14 protein-coding genes are annotated in these 15,006 nt (G+C 44.4%); 13 read left to right on the forward strand and 1 reads right to left on the reverse strand.

What is annotated here, in order from left to right:
* The first annotated feature begins 31 nt into the window (after window positions 1-31).
* From CDO33_RS20720 to CDO33_RS03440, 13 genes are all read left to right on the forward strand, one after another.
* The gene (locus CDO33_RS20720) at window positions 32-223 is read left to right on the forward strand and encodes a hypothetical protein (RefSeq protein WP_103082967.1); all 192 of its coding nucleotides are present in this window, start codon (window positions 32-34) and stop codon (window positions 221-223) included.
* Window positions 224-244: 21 nt separating this feature from the next.
* Window positions 245-1,261 carry a DUF4349 domain-containing protein gene (locus CDO33_RS03380; RefSeq protein ID WP_103082966.1) on the forward strand — a complete coding sequence of 339 codons (1,017 nt, stop codon included), beginning with the start codon at window positions 245-247 and terminating at the stop codon, window positions 1,259-1,261.
* Window positions 1,262-1,821: 560 nt separating this feature from the next.
* Window positions 1,822-2,811, forward strand: coding sequence for a GNAT family N-acetyltransferase (locus CDO33_RS03390; RefSeq protein WP_103082964.1), 990 nt, complete (start codon window positions 1,822-1,824; stop codon window positions 2,809-2,811).
* Between the two features lie 3 nt (window positions 2,812-2,814).
* Complete coding sequence (locus CDO33_RS03395) at window positions 2,815-3,516, forward strand: PIG-L deacetylase family protein (protein ID WP_103082963.1); 702 nt, start codon at window positions 2,815-2,817, stop codon at window positions 3,514-3,516.
* A 50-nt stretch (window positions 3,517-3,566) separates the two neighbouring features.
* Complete coding sequence (locus CDO33_RS03400; protein WP_103082962.1) at window positions 3,567-4,670, forward strand: serine hydrolase domain-containing protein; 1,104 nt, start codon at window positions 3,567-3,569, stop codon at window positions 4,668-4,670.
* Between the two features lie 30 nt (window positions 4,671-4,700).
* The gene (locus CDO33_RS03405; protein ID WP_103082961.1) at window positions 4,701-5,858 is read left to right on the forward strand and encodes an exo-beta-N-acetylmuramidase NamZ family protein; all 1,158 of its coding nucleotides are present in this window, start codon (window positions 4,701-4,703) and stop codon (window positions 5,856-5,858) included.
* 127 nt (window positions 5,859-5,985) lie between these two features.
* Window positions 5,986-6,840, forward strand: a complete 855-nt coding sequence (locus CDO33_RS03410; RefSeq protein WP_103082960.1) for a MurR/RpiR family transcriptional regulator — start codon at window positions 5,986-5,988, stop codon at window positions 6,838-6,840.
* Window positions 6,841-7,085: 245 nt separating this feature from the next.
* Window positions 7,086-7,259 carry a hypothetical protein gene (locus tag CDO33_RS20725; RefSeq protein ID WP_161496682.1) on the forward strand — a complete coding sequence of 58 codons (174 nt, stop codon included), beginning with the start codon at window positions 7,086-7,088 and terminating at the stop codon, window positions 7,257-7,259.
* Between the two features lie 148 nt (window positions 7,260-7,407).
* Window positions 7,408-7,878, forward strand: coding sequence for a CtsR family transcriptional regulator (locus CDO33_RS03420; RefSeq protein ID WP_103082958.1), 471 nt, complete (start codon window positions 7,408-7,410; stop codon window positions 7,876-7,878).
* Window positions 7,879-7,967: 89 nt separating this feature from the next.
* Entirely contained in the window at window positions 7,968-8,477 is a 510-nt protein-coding gene (locus CDO33_RS03425) for a UvrB/UvrC motif-containing protein (RefSeq protein ID WP_103082957.1), read from the forward strand.
* A gap of 53 nt (window positions 8,478-8,530) precedes the next feature.
* Complete coding sequence (locus CDO33_RS03430; RefSeq protein WP_103082956.1) at window positions 8,531-9,568, forward strand: protein arginine kinase; 1,038 nt, start codon at window positions 8,531-8,533, stop codon at window positions 9,566-9,568.
* Between the two features lie 43 nt (window positions 9,569-9,611).
* Entirely contained in the window at window positions 9,612-12,068 is a 2,457-nt protein-coding gene (locus CDO33_RS03435; protein ID WP_103082955.1) for an ATP-dependent Clp protease ATP-binding subunit, read from the forward strand.
* Between the two features lie 263 nt (window positions 12,069-12,331).
* On the forward strand, window positions 12,332-13,609 hold the full coding sequence (locus CDO33_RS03440; protein WP_103082954.1) for a glycosyltransferase family 2 protein: 1,278 nt from the start codon (window positions 12,332-12,334) through the stop codon (window positions 13,607-13,609).
* 98 nt (window positions 13,610-13,707) lie between these two features.
* Here the strand turns inward: CDO33_RS03440 and CDO33_RS03445 are convergent, their stop codons facing one another.
* Entirely contained in the window at window positions 13,708-14,964 is a 1,257-nt protein-coding gene (locus CDO33_RS03445) for a glycosyltransferase family 2 protein (protein WP_103082953.1), read from the reverse strand.
* Window positions 14,965-15,006 lie beyond the last annotated feature (42 nt).

Consider the following 15,006-nt stretch of genomic DNA (forward strand, 5'->3'; position numbering starts at 1 on the left):
ATTTTAAAGTGCTTAAGTCTAAAGTTACAGAATGATAATTTTGCTTTTAAACAGCGGCCAAAGCAAGGGTTTTACGCTGACACTGCCGATATATTTATACTCTGATCTCTTTGCAGCATTGAATCAAATCACAGCTTCCCTTACAGTTTTACTGATGCAAAATAAATGCACTAATAGCCTGGCCTTTAATGCCAAAGGAGTTGGAAACATAGAGATTATATAAATATTAAAAGGGGGACATGAAATGCTTAAAAGAGTGCTTTGCTTATTAATTGCAGCGGTTCTTGTCTTTTCATCCATGGCGGGATGTGGCAGTAAGAGCAGCAAAAAGACTGCTTCTTCCGTTGCATACGATAAGAGCTTAATGTCGAATTCGAAAGCTGACTACAATTCTGCAGGTTCCGATGGTGATGCAGGTAAAGCGGAAAATGAAACAGCGGAGGCTGATCAGGCTGCAAATGCTGATTCCATCAGTGGCGCGGGTATTTCTACTGCTTCTCTTTCCAATGCCATCTTATCCGAAAGAAAACTCATCAGGAGCGCTAATGTCACAGTGGAAGTGGATGATTTTGAAAAGGCATACGGGCAGCTTAAGACGCTTATCAACGCCATTGGCTTTATCCAGGAGTCAAGCATCAGGAAGGACAAAAGATATATTGATTCCCAAGAGGTGTTATTGACAAGGGCAGTAATCATACTGAGGGTGGACAAGGACAAGTTCGAGCAGGTGGTGGACGGGATAAGCGGATTGGGAACTCTTATCGATCAAAGCATTTATGGTGAGGACGTAACGGACAAATATTTCGACAAGGAAGCAAGGCTGAGGCTTTTAAGATTTGAGGAAAGCCGCATTGAGGAATACCTTAAGAAGCTTACCGACCTGGATGCGATCTTTCGGGTAGAACGCCAGCTTACCGAAATACGTCATGAGATTGAAAGCCTCACAGGCACGTTGAAAAAGTGGGATAACCTCGTGGAGCTTTCAACCATCACCGTCAACATGAACGAGAAAGAACCGGAAGCAAATGCTGGGGACAGTAAAGGTAAATCATATCTGACAAGGCTGAAGGAAAGATTTGAGGGAGGCATTAGAGGCTTGATTTCCTTCTGCGGCGATGTGGTGCTGTTCCTGGTAGGTATACTTCCGACCTTATTGCTTCTGGCAGTTTTGGGATTAATAGCTTATAAGGTTTACAGGGCATTTTCCAAAAAAACGCCCAAAGCTCCGGCAGATAAATCATCAGAGGAGAATACCCAATAAATGCGGTTAGGTATAGGCTGTAATCATCAGCAAAGACCTTATGAAGGGATTGAATCCATCCGGTTTCCAGTAAACCTGGTGGATTCTTTTATTTCTCTAAATTCTTATATCAAATTTATGCTTTATGTTTCCCTTGCTGTTTATATTAAAAAACTATGGATTGAAAAATATCTACAGGAATTGGAAATTATGGATTGAAACTCAGGTGCCAATTTTATATTTTTTTTCGAAAAAGAGTTGCAAAATATCCAGAACGTAGTACAATATAATTAACGGATGAAGAGAGCATTAATTATGAAACGCTATGCTGTGTTCAGTCATAAAAGCGCATAACATATCCACACCATGGGAATATTCAGATTAAGACGACGGAAGTTTTACTTGTCAGATACTATTTTCACAAAGGTTTTACAGCAGTTTTTGGTTGGCGTTAGCAAGCACAAGCAGGGATGGTGAGAGCAGCGGGTGGAGACTGCCGCAAGACGTCATCAAAAGGCGGGACTATTAAGTTTTGCATAAAAGCGTGATTCTCAACAATAAAAATTGATAAGGGGGATACCATGAAAATTTTAAAGTTTGAAGACAGGTATGTGCCGGAAGTTGTGTCACTGTGGAATACTCATCTCAGCGGACAGACACAGTATAAACCGCTTACCGAAAAGGAATTCGAAGCCAAGTTTTTAAAAGATCCTAATTTTTCTTATGATGGCACTTTTGTAGCTGTGGAAGACGGAAAAGTCATCGGTTTTGCCAATGGAGTTGTAAAAAAGCAGTTTCTGCCGGGAGAGAACCATGAAAACACTCCGGGGTACCTTACCATGGTGGTGGTGGATACGGAGTACAGGGGAAAGGGCTATGGCTCGGCACTGCTTCACGAACTGGAGGAATTCTTCAGAAAAAACGGAAAAAAGAAATCCCAGTCCATTTTCTTTAATCCCATAAAGCTGGAATGGTACATACCGGGTACCGACGGACATGACCATAACAATTCTCCCGGAGTGGATGCGGATACTCCGGCGGTAAAATTTATGGAGAAAAACGGATATCGCATATTGACAAGGGAGGTCTCCTATTATCTGAATCTTTCCGACTTCAAGATGAGTGAGAAATGCATCAAGAGGCGCCAGGAGCTTATGGAAAAGGGGATATACACCGGATTCTATGATCCTGAAAAGCATTATGGCTTCGATGAACTGTTTGATGATTTGGGAAGCGAGGACTGGAGGAAGGGCATCATGGATAACCTGGCGAAGGATAAACCTGATCCGGTTATCGTGGCGGCAGATCATGGCAAGATCTGCGGATTTACAGGACCGATAAGGGTGCAGGAAAGCGGCAGAGGATTTTTTGTCGGGATAGGAACCCATTCACAGTATAGAGGCGAAGGAATTATGACGGTGCTGTTTGAATTGCTGATGGATGGTTTTAAAAACGCGGGGGCAAAATTCAGCAGCCTTTTTACAGGAGCGGATAACCCTGCCGGGAAAACCTATGAACGTACAGGTTTTAAAGCGGTTAGAAACTGGGCAGTTATGGGAAAGGAGATATAAATTATGGAAGGTAAAAGAAAGCATATCATGGCAATAGGAGCTCATATTGGGGATGCGGAGCTGACATGCGGAAAAACACTGGCAAAGCATGCCATATTAGGGGACAAGATAACTATCGTAGGTGTGACGGCGGGTGAAAGAGGTGCGCCGCCCACCATGAGTGTAGAGGATTTCAAGCAGATGAACATCAATTCTGCCGCCGAATTTGCAAAAATGCTGAACGGAAAATCCATAGTTCTGAATTACAGGGACGGTGAAGTTCCGGAGAATGAAGAGATAAAATTTGAAATAGCCGATCTGATCAGAAGGGAAAAGCCCGATGTAATACTTACCCACTGGTGCCACAGCATGCACAAGGACCATATGACTGTTCACCGGGTAGTAAAAGATGCCATGTTCTATGGCGCTTTGAGCACCATGGAAAGGGATCTCCCGGCCCATTACGCCAGTGGACCGTATTTTGCTGATAACTGGGAGGACTCTCACGGTTTTGTTCCATATATATATGTGGATGTGACGGAAGGATATGATCTTTGGTATGAGGCTGTTCAAAAGCTCTGGCTGACCAATAATTCTCCGTGGTTTAAATACCTGGAGTATTATGATGCACTGAGCAGGGCAAGAGGAGCCATCATACACAGGAAAAGGGCTGAATGCTTTGCGGCAGGTCCGTATGACATGAAGAAGGTAATAGATTCCTTTTAGGGCATGATACCGGACTTTTGCCATATTGACTGTGTTTTCAGGGTGATGCCATGATTTTCAACGTGAATGATGATTCTAATGCAAATTTTGATACCGCCTTTAATTTGCTTGCCCGGTCAGCTGATGCGGGCGTTTTCCCAGGTGCGGTGGCTGCCATCGGACATTCGGACGGACTTCTGAGGGTCGGAGCCTATGGCAGCCGGTGCCTGGTGCCGGAAAAGCTTCCGGTGCTGCCGGACACTCTGTATGATCTGGCTTCCTTGACCAAGGTTGTCGCCACCACACCCTTGTTCTTAATTTTTCAGGAAAAGGGCTGGCTGTCGGCTATGGATAAGGTGTCCTACTATATTGATGGATTTGATGAAGGCAACAAAAAGCATATCACCCTTCTAAACCTGCTTACCCATACCTCCGGCATGAAGGCCCATGTGCGGCTGGATCAAATGTGCCGAGATCGCCGGGATGCGGTGCGTTATATTACGGAACTCCCGCTTTTGCATGATCCCGGTGAAAGGGTTGTCTACAGCTGCCTGGGATACATATTGCTGGGGCATATACTTGAAAAGGTGGGAGATGACAGGTTGGATGCCCTTTGCAAAAGGTATGTTTTCGACCCTTTGGACATGCATAATACGTCTTTCAACCCTGAGCCGGGGAATATTGCCGCTACTGAGTACGATGAGAAAGAAGGAAGGCCGCTGGTGGGACTCTGCCATGATGAAAACGCGAGGTTTTTGGGAGGAGTCTCCGGAAATGCCGGCCTCTTTTCTAATATTTATGATCTGGCCATATTCGGGCAAATGCTCATCAATAACGGCCTGCATAAGGGCAGGAGGTTCTTGTCCGGAGCAAGCATAAAAGCGATGACAAGGAATTACACTTCCCACTTAAATGAAGACAGAGGTTTGGGTTGGTGCATAAGGGGCAGCAGATTGGGCGGTATGGAGGAGGTATACATCTCTGCCGGAGATCTCATGCCTCCGGAAGCCTATGGGCATACCGGTTTTACCGGCACTTCCCTGTGGATTGACCCTGAGGACGACCTGTTTATAATCCTGCTCAGCAACCGCGTCCATCCCAGCAGGGACAATACGGAATTTTTACGGTTCAGGCTTCTCTTCCATAATGCAGTAATGGCAGGTATGGAAAAGTGAGTCATGTAAATTAAGGGAGGCATAGCATTGATGGAACAGGAAAAAGCTTGTGTCAAGAATGGAATAGATTGCATAGACAAGTATGATTATTTATTTGAAGGAAAGAGGCTTGGATTGATAACAGGGCCCACCGGGCTGAACAGGCAGTTGGAATCCACCATAGATATATTGAAGGATAGATACAATCTGAAAGCCCTTTATTCTCCTGAACACGGTGTAAGGGGGAATTTACAGGCCGGAGTCCACGTGGATACATATGTGGACGAGAAAACCGGTGTCCCTGTATTCAGCCTTTATGGCGACCACAGGAAGCCTTCGCCCGAAATGCTGAAGGATATAGATGTTCTTGTCATGGATATACAGGATATAGGCTCGCGCTATTATACATATCTTTATACCATGTCCTATTGCATGGAAGCCTGCGCGGAAAATAAAAAGACTTTTGTGTTGATGGACCGCATAAATCCCATAGGAGGCATTGAAGTGGAGGGAAATGTCCTGGACCCGGAATACTCCTCCTTTGTGGGCATGTACCCGATAACAAACCGCTACGGCCTTACCGCCGGAGAGCTGGCCATGCTATTCAACAAGGAGTTCGGCATCGGCTGTGACCTGGCTGTGGTCGGGCTGGAAGGCTGGAAAAGAGATATGTATCAAAAGGATACCGATCTTTTATGGGTAAGTCCCAGCCCCAATATTCCTACTATGGATACGGCAGTGCTCTACAATGGCACCTGCTTGTTTGAAGGCACCAACATATCCGAGGGCAGGGGTACCACCAAGCCTTTTGAAATGATTGGCGCCCCCTGGCTCGATCCGTACAAGCTGGCGGACAAAATGAACAGCAAGTCCCTTCCTGGGGTTTTGTTCAGGCCTGTATACTTTGAGCCGACCTTTTCCAAGCACAAAGGGCAGCAGTGCAAGGGAGTCCAGATACATGTGACGGATTACAAGGCTGTAAAGCCTGTGGAAGTGGGGATAAAGCTTTTATATGAGATTATGGACCAATCTTCCGATAATTTTGAATGGCTGCCGCCCAGCACAGAAAAAGGCAGGTACTTTATAGATCTTCTTGCAGGCTGTGAGGATGTGAGACTGAGGCGATATGAGGCCGACGAGTTGCTATACAGGTGGAAAGCGGAAAGCCTCCGTTTCAAAAATTGCAAAGAGCAATATCATCTCTATTGAAGGATGGTTGAAATACCTTTACAATTAGGATGAAAGGATGATACATAACAGGTATTGACGGGGAAGGATGTCAACGTGGCTTTGGAGCTTGCAAGCATTCTCAGGATTTGCATAAGGGGGTAGCAAAATGCCCGGACTGATGTTGAAAATTAAGGAATCACTAAAGGATATGAGCCTTTCTGAAAGAAAGGTTGCCAACTATATTCTTAATAATACCGAAGAGGCGGTGGGGCTCTTTATAGGCGAGCTTGCCGAAAGGTGTGGCACCAGCAAGGCATCGGTTATAAGGATGTGCAGGACGCTCAATTATGACGGATACAGGGAGTTTGCCCTTGCCCTGGCATCGGATGTCGCATCGGAAAAGGAGGATGACGGTGCATATACTGATATAAGAGCCGGGGACGACCTTGAAACTATAATAAAAAATGTGTGCCATAACAGTAAAAAATCCATAGATGACACATATAAGGTTCTGAACAGCAAGGATGTGGAAAGGGCAATCAATATCATACATAAAGCCAGGAGAATTCTGTTTTTCGGAGCAGGCGCTTCCGGACTGATCGCCCTCGATGCCCAGCAGAAATTCATAAGGATAAATAAATGCGCATGGGCATATACCGACCAGCATATGCAAGCCACTTCAGCCGCAAATCTTTCAAAAAATGATGTGGTGGTGGTAATATCCTATTCGGGGGAAACCGCCGACATAATTGAAAGCGTTAAAATTGCAAAGGAGTCAGGAGCGACCATAATATCCATAACCAAATATGGTAACAGCACCCTGAGCGAAATATCCGATATCAATTTGTTCCTCTCATCGCCTGAAACGATGATGAGAAGCGGAGCGATGGGATCACGAATCGCACAGCTCACAATAATTGACATTATCTTTACAGGCGTGGCAAGCCTCGAATATCCATACATCAAAAAGTATCTCGACAGGACTAAATTAGTAACCTCAAAAAAGAGGAGCAAGAAGTAAAGAGGATTTTTCACGGAGAAAAATGAATGAAACAATAGCATAGAGTGGGAGAAAATCGCGAGATGCTCATGAATGTAGATGTTCATGATTATATAAAATGAAGCTCGCGGTTTTTTTATGAGTGCATATTATCACACGGAGGAGAAAAAATATATTAAGACAACAAATCATCCGGAATTGGCCGGATGGAATGGGAAGATCACAGTTTTAGGTGCAAAGAAAAATTATTATTCAAACTCCTTTCTATGCATGAATGTGCCAATAAAAAATATCAGGCACCGATCGGTAGAAATGGAGCTTATTATCTTCCTGCCTGGATATTTGAGAATTCATCACGACGGACAAAGCCGGTGGAAAATATAGCAAACCGGCGTTACGATGAGAAAATTCCAAGAAAACGTCCTGTGGGAAAGATATAATAGAATATTTGCCTTTTATTAAAAATAAACATACCTTGAAGGAGATGCAGGGGCCTCTTATAATATTATTGAAGGTCAAAGAAAGTCAAAATCAATTAATAAAATGACTGGTTATCCCTGCCAGTAAAATGAGTAAGGGGTGATTATAGTGGCAAGATTGAGTGATTTGATTGAAGCTTTTATAAAGCAGTTGATCAATGATACCGACGGAGTGGTGGAGATTCAGAGGAATGAGCTGGCAAACCAGTTTAACTGCGTTCCCTCTCAGATCAATTATGTAATAGATACGAGATTTACCACGGATAAAGGCTATTATGTGGAAAGCCGCAGAGGTGGTGGAGGGTACATCAGCATTAGAAGGGTAAACATAACGAGACCAGGCAGTTATCTGATGCACATTGTCAACTCCATGGGAAACAGCATTTCCCAGCAATCTGCCAACATTTTTATAAACAATTTCATTGACTATGAAGTCATTTCGGAAAACGAGAGCCTGCTTTTGAAAGCAGCAACAAGTGATAAGGCTCTGGGGATTGTCCAGATGCCGGAACGGGATATGGTAAGGGCGGCTATACTGAAAAATATGCTGGTGAGCCTTATTGCCAAAAAAGAGAAATAAACGGTTAAATGCGATAAACAATGGGTAACTCTGGAATATACTAAAATTAGAATTAAAGCTTTGGCGCTTGTGCGAGAGGAGTGGGATATATGCTGTGTCAGAACTGTCAGAAGAGGGTTGCCAATGTGCATTATACACAGATAGTGAATAATAAAAAGATAGAGTTGTATTTATGCGAGCAATGTGCGAGGGAAAAGGGACAGCTGGGAATGGAAGAAGCTTTTAACCTGAATGATTTTTTTTCAGGCTTTTTGGGATTTGGGGGCTCTCCAGGATACATGCAGCCTGCAGCCCCAAAATCATCAGTGTGCAGTGAATGCGGAATGAGCTTTGAGGAATTTCAAAAGACCGGAAAGCTGGGATGTGCAAATTGCTACGCAACTTTTTCCGATAGACTTAAGCCTCTGGTAAAAAGGCTGCATGGTGGGATAAAGCATACCGGCAAGGCGCCTTTGAAAGTTTCCCAAAGTGCAAATACGTCCACTAAGCTGGAAAAGCTGAAGGATATGCTGGCAAAAGCCATACAGAATGAGGAATATGAAAAGGCCGCAGAGATCAGGGACCAAATAAAGGCGCTGGAAAACAGCGGCAAGCAATAAATGAGCATATTGGACGGATTGTTTGATTTTATAAAGTATGGAGGATACAGGATATGGCAGGTTGGTACATTGAGAAAGGTCCGGAATCGGATGTTGCGGTAAGCAGCAGGGTCAGGCTTGCCCGGAATTTAAAGAATTTTCCGTTTCCGCCCAGGATGAGCAGGGAACAGGAGGAAATGCTGATTCGTGATATCAGGAATGCAGCATTGGATAAGGACAATAATTTTGCAAGCAACTTGGCATTTATAGATATCACAGGCTTAAGTCCGATTGACAGACAAGCGCTGATGGAAAAACATATAATCAGCCGTGATATGGCTGAATCCCAGAACAGGTGCGGAGTGCTGGTAGGCAATGATGAAAAGATAAGCATAATGATAAATGAAGAGGATCATCTGAGGATACAGTGCATGTTTCCCGGGATGCAGATGGATAAGGCATGGAAATTGTGCAACGATATGGATACTTACTTAGAAGGAAAGGTCGAATATGCCTACAACGACGATTATGGCTACCTTACCTGCTGTCCTACCAATATAGGCACAGGAATGAGAGCTTCGGTAATGCTTCATTTGCCTGCACTGACCATGACAGGCTATATAAAAAATGTACTGGAAGCATGCGGAAAGATCAGCGTTGCAGTAAGGGGCTTGTATGGAGAGAACAGCGAGGCTTCCGGAAACATGTTCCAGATATCCAATCAGATAAGCCTTGGACAGACAGAAGGGGAGATTATTAACAACATAACCGGCATCGCTTCACAGCTTATAGAGCAGGAGAGGCTGCTGAGAAAAGAGTTATACAATCAAAATCCTTACAGGTTTGAGGACAGGATATACCGGTCGCTGGGGGTATTTTCCAACGCAAGGATAATGACATCGGAGGAAGCCCATAAATTATTGTCGGATGTTCGCCTTGGCGTTAATATGGGAATAATTAAGGATATTAAAATCGAGATGCTCAATGAGCTTATGATACTTATTCAACCCGGAAATCTTCAGAAGTATGCCGCAAGGCCCCTGAATCCGGGCGAAAGGGACATAATAAGGGCTGAGATAATTAGAAAAATGTTTGGGAATAGTAATACTTAGAAATTGGAAGTTTACTGGAATGTAACAAAGGAGAGTGATAATCGTGTATGGAAGATTTACGGAAAAAGCGGAAAAAGCCATAGCATATTCCCAGGAAAGTGCTATGATGATGGGACATAATTATGTTGGAACCGAGCACCTTTTGCTCGGCCTTCTGAAGGAAGGAAGCGGCATTGCCGCCCGGGTGCTTCAGGATCAGAAGGTGACGGAGGAAAAGGTGGTAAAGGAAATAGAAGAATTGATAGGCAGAGGGGAGCAGACCGGAGAGCAGCCTTTGGGATTTACCCCGAGGACCAAGAGGGTTTTGGAACTGGCTTTCAGGGAAGCCCGGCGCATGGGCCACAATTATATAGGTACTGAGCATTTGCTTCTGGGCATTATGAAAGAAGGCGAAAGTGTAGCCGTAAGAATTTTGATGGAGCTGGGTGTGGATCCTCAAAGACTGTTCAATGAAATAATCCGGATGCTGAATGATGAAGCTCCCGGAGCAAACGGCGAGCCCAAAGGCAGCTCCAGCAGCTCCAATACCCCAACGCTCAATCAGTTTGGCAGAGACCTGACCGATATGGCGAGGGATGGAAAGATCGACCCGGTTATCGGAAGGGACAAGGAAATTGAAAGGGTTATACAGATACTCAGCAGAAGGACAAAGAACAATCCCTGCCTTATAGGAGAGCCTGGTGTGGGTAAAACCGCCATAGCAGAGGGATTGGCTCAGAAAATAATCGAGGGAAACATCCCGGAAATATTGAAGAACAAAAGGGTTGTAACCCTGGATTTATCATCGATGGTGGCCGGAGCCAAGTACAGGGGAGAGTTTGAGGAAAGGCTGAAGAAGGCCATGGACGAAATAAGGAAGTCCGGAGATGTGATTCTCTTTATTGACGAGATGCATACGATTATTGGAGCCGGTGCCGCGGAAGGAGCCATCGATGCATCCAATATATTGAAGCCGTCTCTTGCCAGAGGTGAAATTCAGGTCATAGGTGCTACCACTTTGGACGAATACAGGAAGCATATTGAGAAGGACGCCGCTCTGGAAAGAAGGTTCCAGCCTATCATAGTGGGTGAACCGTCTAAGGAGGAGGCTTTGGAAATACTCAAAGGGGTTAGGGACAAATATGAAGCTCATCACAGAGTAAAAATAACCGATGAAGCCCTCGAGGCGGCTGTAAGGCTGTCGGACAGGTATATAACCGACAGATACCTTCCGGACAAGGCGATAGACCTGATTGATGAGGCTGCATCCAGGGTGAGGCTGAAAGCTTTTACTGCTCCTCCCGACATTAAAAAATTGGAAGAAAAGGTGGAAAAGCTGAAAAAGGAAAAGGAAGATGCAGTGAGGTCCCAGGAGTTTGAAAAAGCCGCCCGGATCAGGGATGAGGAGCAGAAGGCCAAGAATGAACTGGAAAGGGTTAAGAATGAATGGCAGCAGCAGCACCAGACCAGGACGGATACAGTACTGGAGGATGATATCGCTGAAATAGTATCCTCCTGGACAGGGATTCCTGTAAAAAGGCTGGCAGAAGAGGAGTCGGAAAGGCTTCTTAAAATGGAAGATGTGCTGCATAAGAGGGTAATAGGCCAGGAAGAGGCTGTCAAGGCAGTTTCGAAGGCTATCAGAAGAGGAAGAGTAGGACTCAAGGACCCCAAGCGTCCTGTAGGTTCCTTCATTTTCCTGGGTCCCACAGGAGTCGGAAAAACGGAGTTGACCAAAGCTCTTGCGGAGGCAATGTTTGGTGATGAAAATGCCATGATTCGCATAGATATGTCGGAATACATGGAAAAACATACGGTTTCAAGACTTGTAGGATCTCCTCCGGGATATGTAGGTTACGAAGAAGGTGGACAGCTTACGGAGAAGGTGAGAAGAAAGCCTTATTCGGTGGTGCTGTTTGATGAAATTGAGAAGGCTCATCCGGATGTTTTCAACATTCTGCTGCAGATCCTGGAAGACGGCAGGCTGACGGATGCCCAGGGGAGGACGGTGGATTTCAGAAATACGATTATAATAATGACTTCAAACGTTGGAGCCCGCCTTATTACGGAGCCAAAACGCCTTGGTTTTTCAACAGGGGGAGATGAAAAGGCTAAAAGCTATGAGGATATGAAAAACAATGTCATGGGTGAGCTGAAAAGGACATTCCGTCCGGAATTCCTCAATAGGATCGACGAGATTATCGTATTCCATCCGTTGACGGAAGAAAACATTAAGGACATTGTAAGCCTGATGCTGGATACTCTTGCAAAACGTTTGAAGCAGAATGGAATCACCATCGAAATCACTGATGAGGCGAAAAATCTGCTGGCTAAAAAAGGCTACGATCCCGTCTATGGGGCAAGGCCTCTGCGCAGGGCTATCCAAAGCATGGTTGAAGACAAGCTTGCGGAAGAAATGCTGGAAGGAAGGGTGTCTAAAGGTGATACGGTATTGATAGAGGTTAAGAACGGGGACCTATCATTTACCAGAAAAGGCGAACTTTCATACAGCAAAAAGTGAGTTAAACATGTTAGGCCTCGGTTCTAAACCGAGGCCTTTTTAATGCAAAGCATTTATAAAGCCAATAATTGGTTAATAAGCCTAGCTAACTTCAAAAATATGCATATATTCTTCTTTGATTGGTTAAATCAGCCCAAAATCTTAAATAACCATACGAATATTATATTTGCCAGACATTTCAAAATAGTATATCTTTAATAACTGTGCCCAAGAACATACCAGTATTTTTGCCAAATTTACATAATAGAAGGAGCTATAAGAAGATGAACCTTATCAATGATATTGATGTTTTTGAAGCCATATTTGATATGATCGCTATGCTTAACCAATATACACTGTTGGCATTGTCCATATACCAGCTGGTTATATCGGCATTTGGTTTTTTGAAAAGGAAGGATGTTCCAGGAGAGAAATTTGCTCCTGTAAACAGGTTTGCCCTGGTGGTGGCAGCTCATAATGAGGAGACGGTTGTCGGAAATATAGTACGCAACTTGAACAAGCTGAAATACCCCAGAGATATGTACGATATTTTTGTAATAGCGGACAATTGTGAGGATAACACGGCAGCTATAGCCCGGAAAAACGGAGCAATCGTATATGAGCGTTTTGATAATGAGAAGAAAGGCAAAGGCTTCGCCCTGGAATGGATGTTTGAAAAGCTGCTTAAAATGAGGCCCCAATACGATGCTGTATGCATATTTGACGCTGACAACCTGGTATCTCTTAATTTTCTGGCGGAGATGAACAAGCAGCTTTCCAGGGGATATGAGGTGGTGCAGGGATATCTGGACAGTAAGAATCCGAAGGATTCCATTGTGGCAGGAAGCTATGCCATAACCTACTGGATGACCAACCGGCTGTTCCAGCTGGCAAGGTATAATCTGGGCCTCAGCTGTGCTGTCGGCGGTACCGGTTTTGCAATATCCACCAAGGTTTTGAAGGAGATAGGCTGGGGCGCAACCTGCCTTACCGAGGACCTCGAATTTTCAATGAGACTCGTTCTTAAAGGGAAAAAGGTTTATTGGGCGCATGATGCGGTAGTGTATGATGAGAAGCCTTTAACCCTGAAGCAGTCATTGAGGCAGAGAAAACGCTGGATGCAAGGCCATGCGGATTGTGCCGTCAGGTATTTTAAGCCTCTGTTAAAAATAGCATTTAAGAAAAGAAGCATGGTGGCCTTTGATGCGGCGCTGTACGTTATTCAGCCGCTGATCGTAGTAATATGCGCTATTGGAATGCTGGCGGGAGTACTCAGATATCTGCAGCTTTTTGATCCTTCCGAGCTTTTTACCACAAAAACCCTGCTGTCCGCCTTTTTACTGTTTGCTTCAACATATGGGCTCAGTGCCGTAGCCTTCATCGATGGAAAGCTGTCCTTAAAAGCCATAGGATATGTGCTGCTTCTTCCATTTTATAATCTCACTTGGGTACCGGTAATAATTCTAGGCTTTAAGGATAGAAACAAGAAGGAGTGGATGCATACGATCCACACAAGAGCCATGGATATCAATGATATTAAAGACTTAAAAGGTGCGGCATAGCCTAATGGTATAAGATTGTTCATTTTATCAGAAAAGGAGCTGTCTCAAAATAAGATAAATATTTTGGGACAGCTCCTTTTTATCTTTTTAAATGAAAGCTATGCCTTTTCCAGTTCATTGATACTGATTTCCCGGGTGTGCACCGTATGGCTCCATACTTTGTTGTCTTTGCTGATGAAGCCTTGGATGGTGATGGGCACCCAGGTCAGACAATAAAAGGGATATATCAAAAAGCCCAGCAGCACTTTTAAATTCATCTTTTTCTCCGCAAGAATGACCAGTGGACCGTAGAAGGTCTGGAATAAAACAAGCAATGTCCAAACCTCCGCAGGGAACACATATTTCAGGCTATAAAATGGAGATTCGGGGAACACGGTCTGTATCCACATCATGACGGTAATCAGCCCTATGAATATGTATCTAATCGGCTGAAAAAGATAGACGGCGCAGTCGAAAGCTCTCAAATCACTATCGGTAAAAGCTTTCTTGAAAAGGGGTTTCAGGAATCTGGCGGCACAATCGGCGTGACCCTGCATCCAGCGCTTGCGCTGATTCCATGATTGCTTCAGCGTAAGGGGCTTTTCATCATATACAACGGCATTCTGTGCCCAGGCGACTTTCATGCCATTTAATGCGAGCTTCATGGTGAATTCCAGATCTTCCGTCAGGCATGTGGCTCCCCATCCTATTTTTTTAAGTACCTCTATATCTATGCAGAAACCTGTGCCGCAAAGTCCGCAGCTGAGGCCAAGGTAATACCTCGGCAGCTGGAATATCCTGTTGGACAGCCAGAAGGCTATGGAGTAGGAGCAGGTGATCCACGAATCAAAAGGATTTTTGCTGTCCAGGTATCCCTGAACTACCTTATGACCCTTGCACAGCTGTTTGTTCATCTCCAAGAGGTAATTTGAAGACACCAGGTTATCGGCGTCAAAAACGCTTATCACATCATATTTATCCCCCATGGCAAAGATATGCTTGAACATCCATTCCAGGGCAAATCCCTTGCCCCTTTCCACATCATTGTTTCTTACATACACTATCGCACCGTTTTCCTCAGCGATTTCGGCTGTCCTGTCAGTGCAGTTATCGGCTATCACATAAATGTCATACATATCCTTTGGGTAATTCTGACGGGAAAGGCTGTTTATAATATGGGCAATAACACGCTCTTCGTTATGGGCGGCTATTAATATGGCAAATCTCTTTTGCGGAGGGTAATTGGAGGCGTCCTCCTCTTTTTTTTTAACCCAACCGAATATGGATATGCCTAAAAAATAGCAGCCTGCTATAAATATAATTATTTGGATGATCTGGGTTGTATATAGCAAGATGTTTTTGATCTGAAGCAACATTTCAATCCTCCGTAGGCCCTTCTTTTTTTGTATGGTCTTTTT

Origin of the sequence: Clostridium thermosuccinogenes (genome assembly GCF_002896855.1) — a bacterium.
GTDB classification, from domain to species: domain Bacteria; phylum Bacillota; class Clostridia; order Acetivibrionales; family DSM-5807; genus Pseudoclostridium; species Pseudoclostridium thermosuccinogenes.

Bases quoted from the DNA above. Each gene is read 5' to 3' on its own strand.
- CDO33_RS20720 (WP_103082967.1), top strand. From the start codon at position 32: ATGATAATTTTGCTTTTAAACAGCGGCCAAAGCAAGGGTTTTACGCTG.
- CDO33_RS03380 (WP_103082966.1), top strand. From the start codon at position 245: ATGCTTAAAAGAGTGCTTTGCTTATTAATTGCAGCGGTTCTTGTCTTT.
- CDO33_RS03390 (WP_103082964.1), top strand. From the start codon at position 1,822: ATGAAAATTTTAAAGTTTGAAGACAGGTATGTGCCGGAAGTTGTGTCA.
- CDO33_RS03395 (WP_103082963.1), top strand. From the start codon at position 2,815: ATGGAAGGTAAAAGAAAGCATATCATGGCAATAGGAGCTCATATTGGG.
- CDO33_RS03400 (WP_103082962.1), top strand. From the start codon at position 3,567: ATGATTTTCAACGTGAATGATGATTCTAATGCAAATTTTGATACCGCC.
- CDO33_RS03405 (WP_103082961.1), top strand. From the start codon at position 4,701: ATGGAACAGGAAAAAGCTTGTGTCAAGAATGGAATAGATTGCATAGAC.
- CDO33_RS03410 (WP_103082960.1), top strand. From the start codon at position 5,986: ATGCCCGGACTGATGTTGAAAATTAAGGAATCACTAAAGGATATGAGC.
- CDO33_RS20725 (WP_161496682.1), top strand. From the start codon at position 7,086: ATGCATGAATGTGCCAATAAAAAATATCAGGCACCGATCGGTAGAAAT.
- CDO33_RS03425 (WP_103082957.1), top strand. From the start codon at position 7,968: ATGCTGTGTCAGAACTGTCAGAAGAGGGTTGCCAATGTGCATTATACA.
- CDO33_RS03430 (WP_103082956.1), top strand. From the start codon at position 8,531: ATGGCAGGTTGGTACATTGAGAAAGGTCCGGAATCGGATGTTGCGGTA.
- CDO33_RS03440 (WP_103082954.1), top strand. From the start codon at position 12,332: ATGAACCTTATCAATGATATTGATGTTTTTGAAGCCATATTTGATATG.
- CDO33_RS03445 (WP_103082953.1), bottom strand. From the start codon at position 14,964: ATGTTGCTTCAGATCAAAAACATCTTGCTATATACAACCCAGATCATC.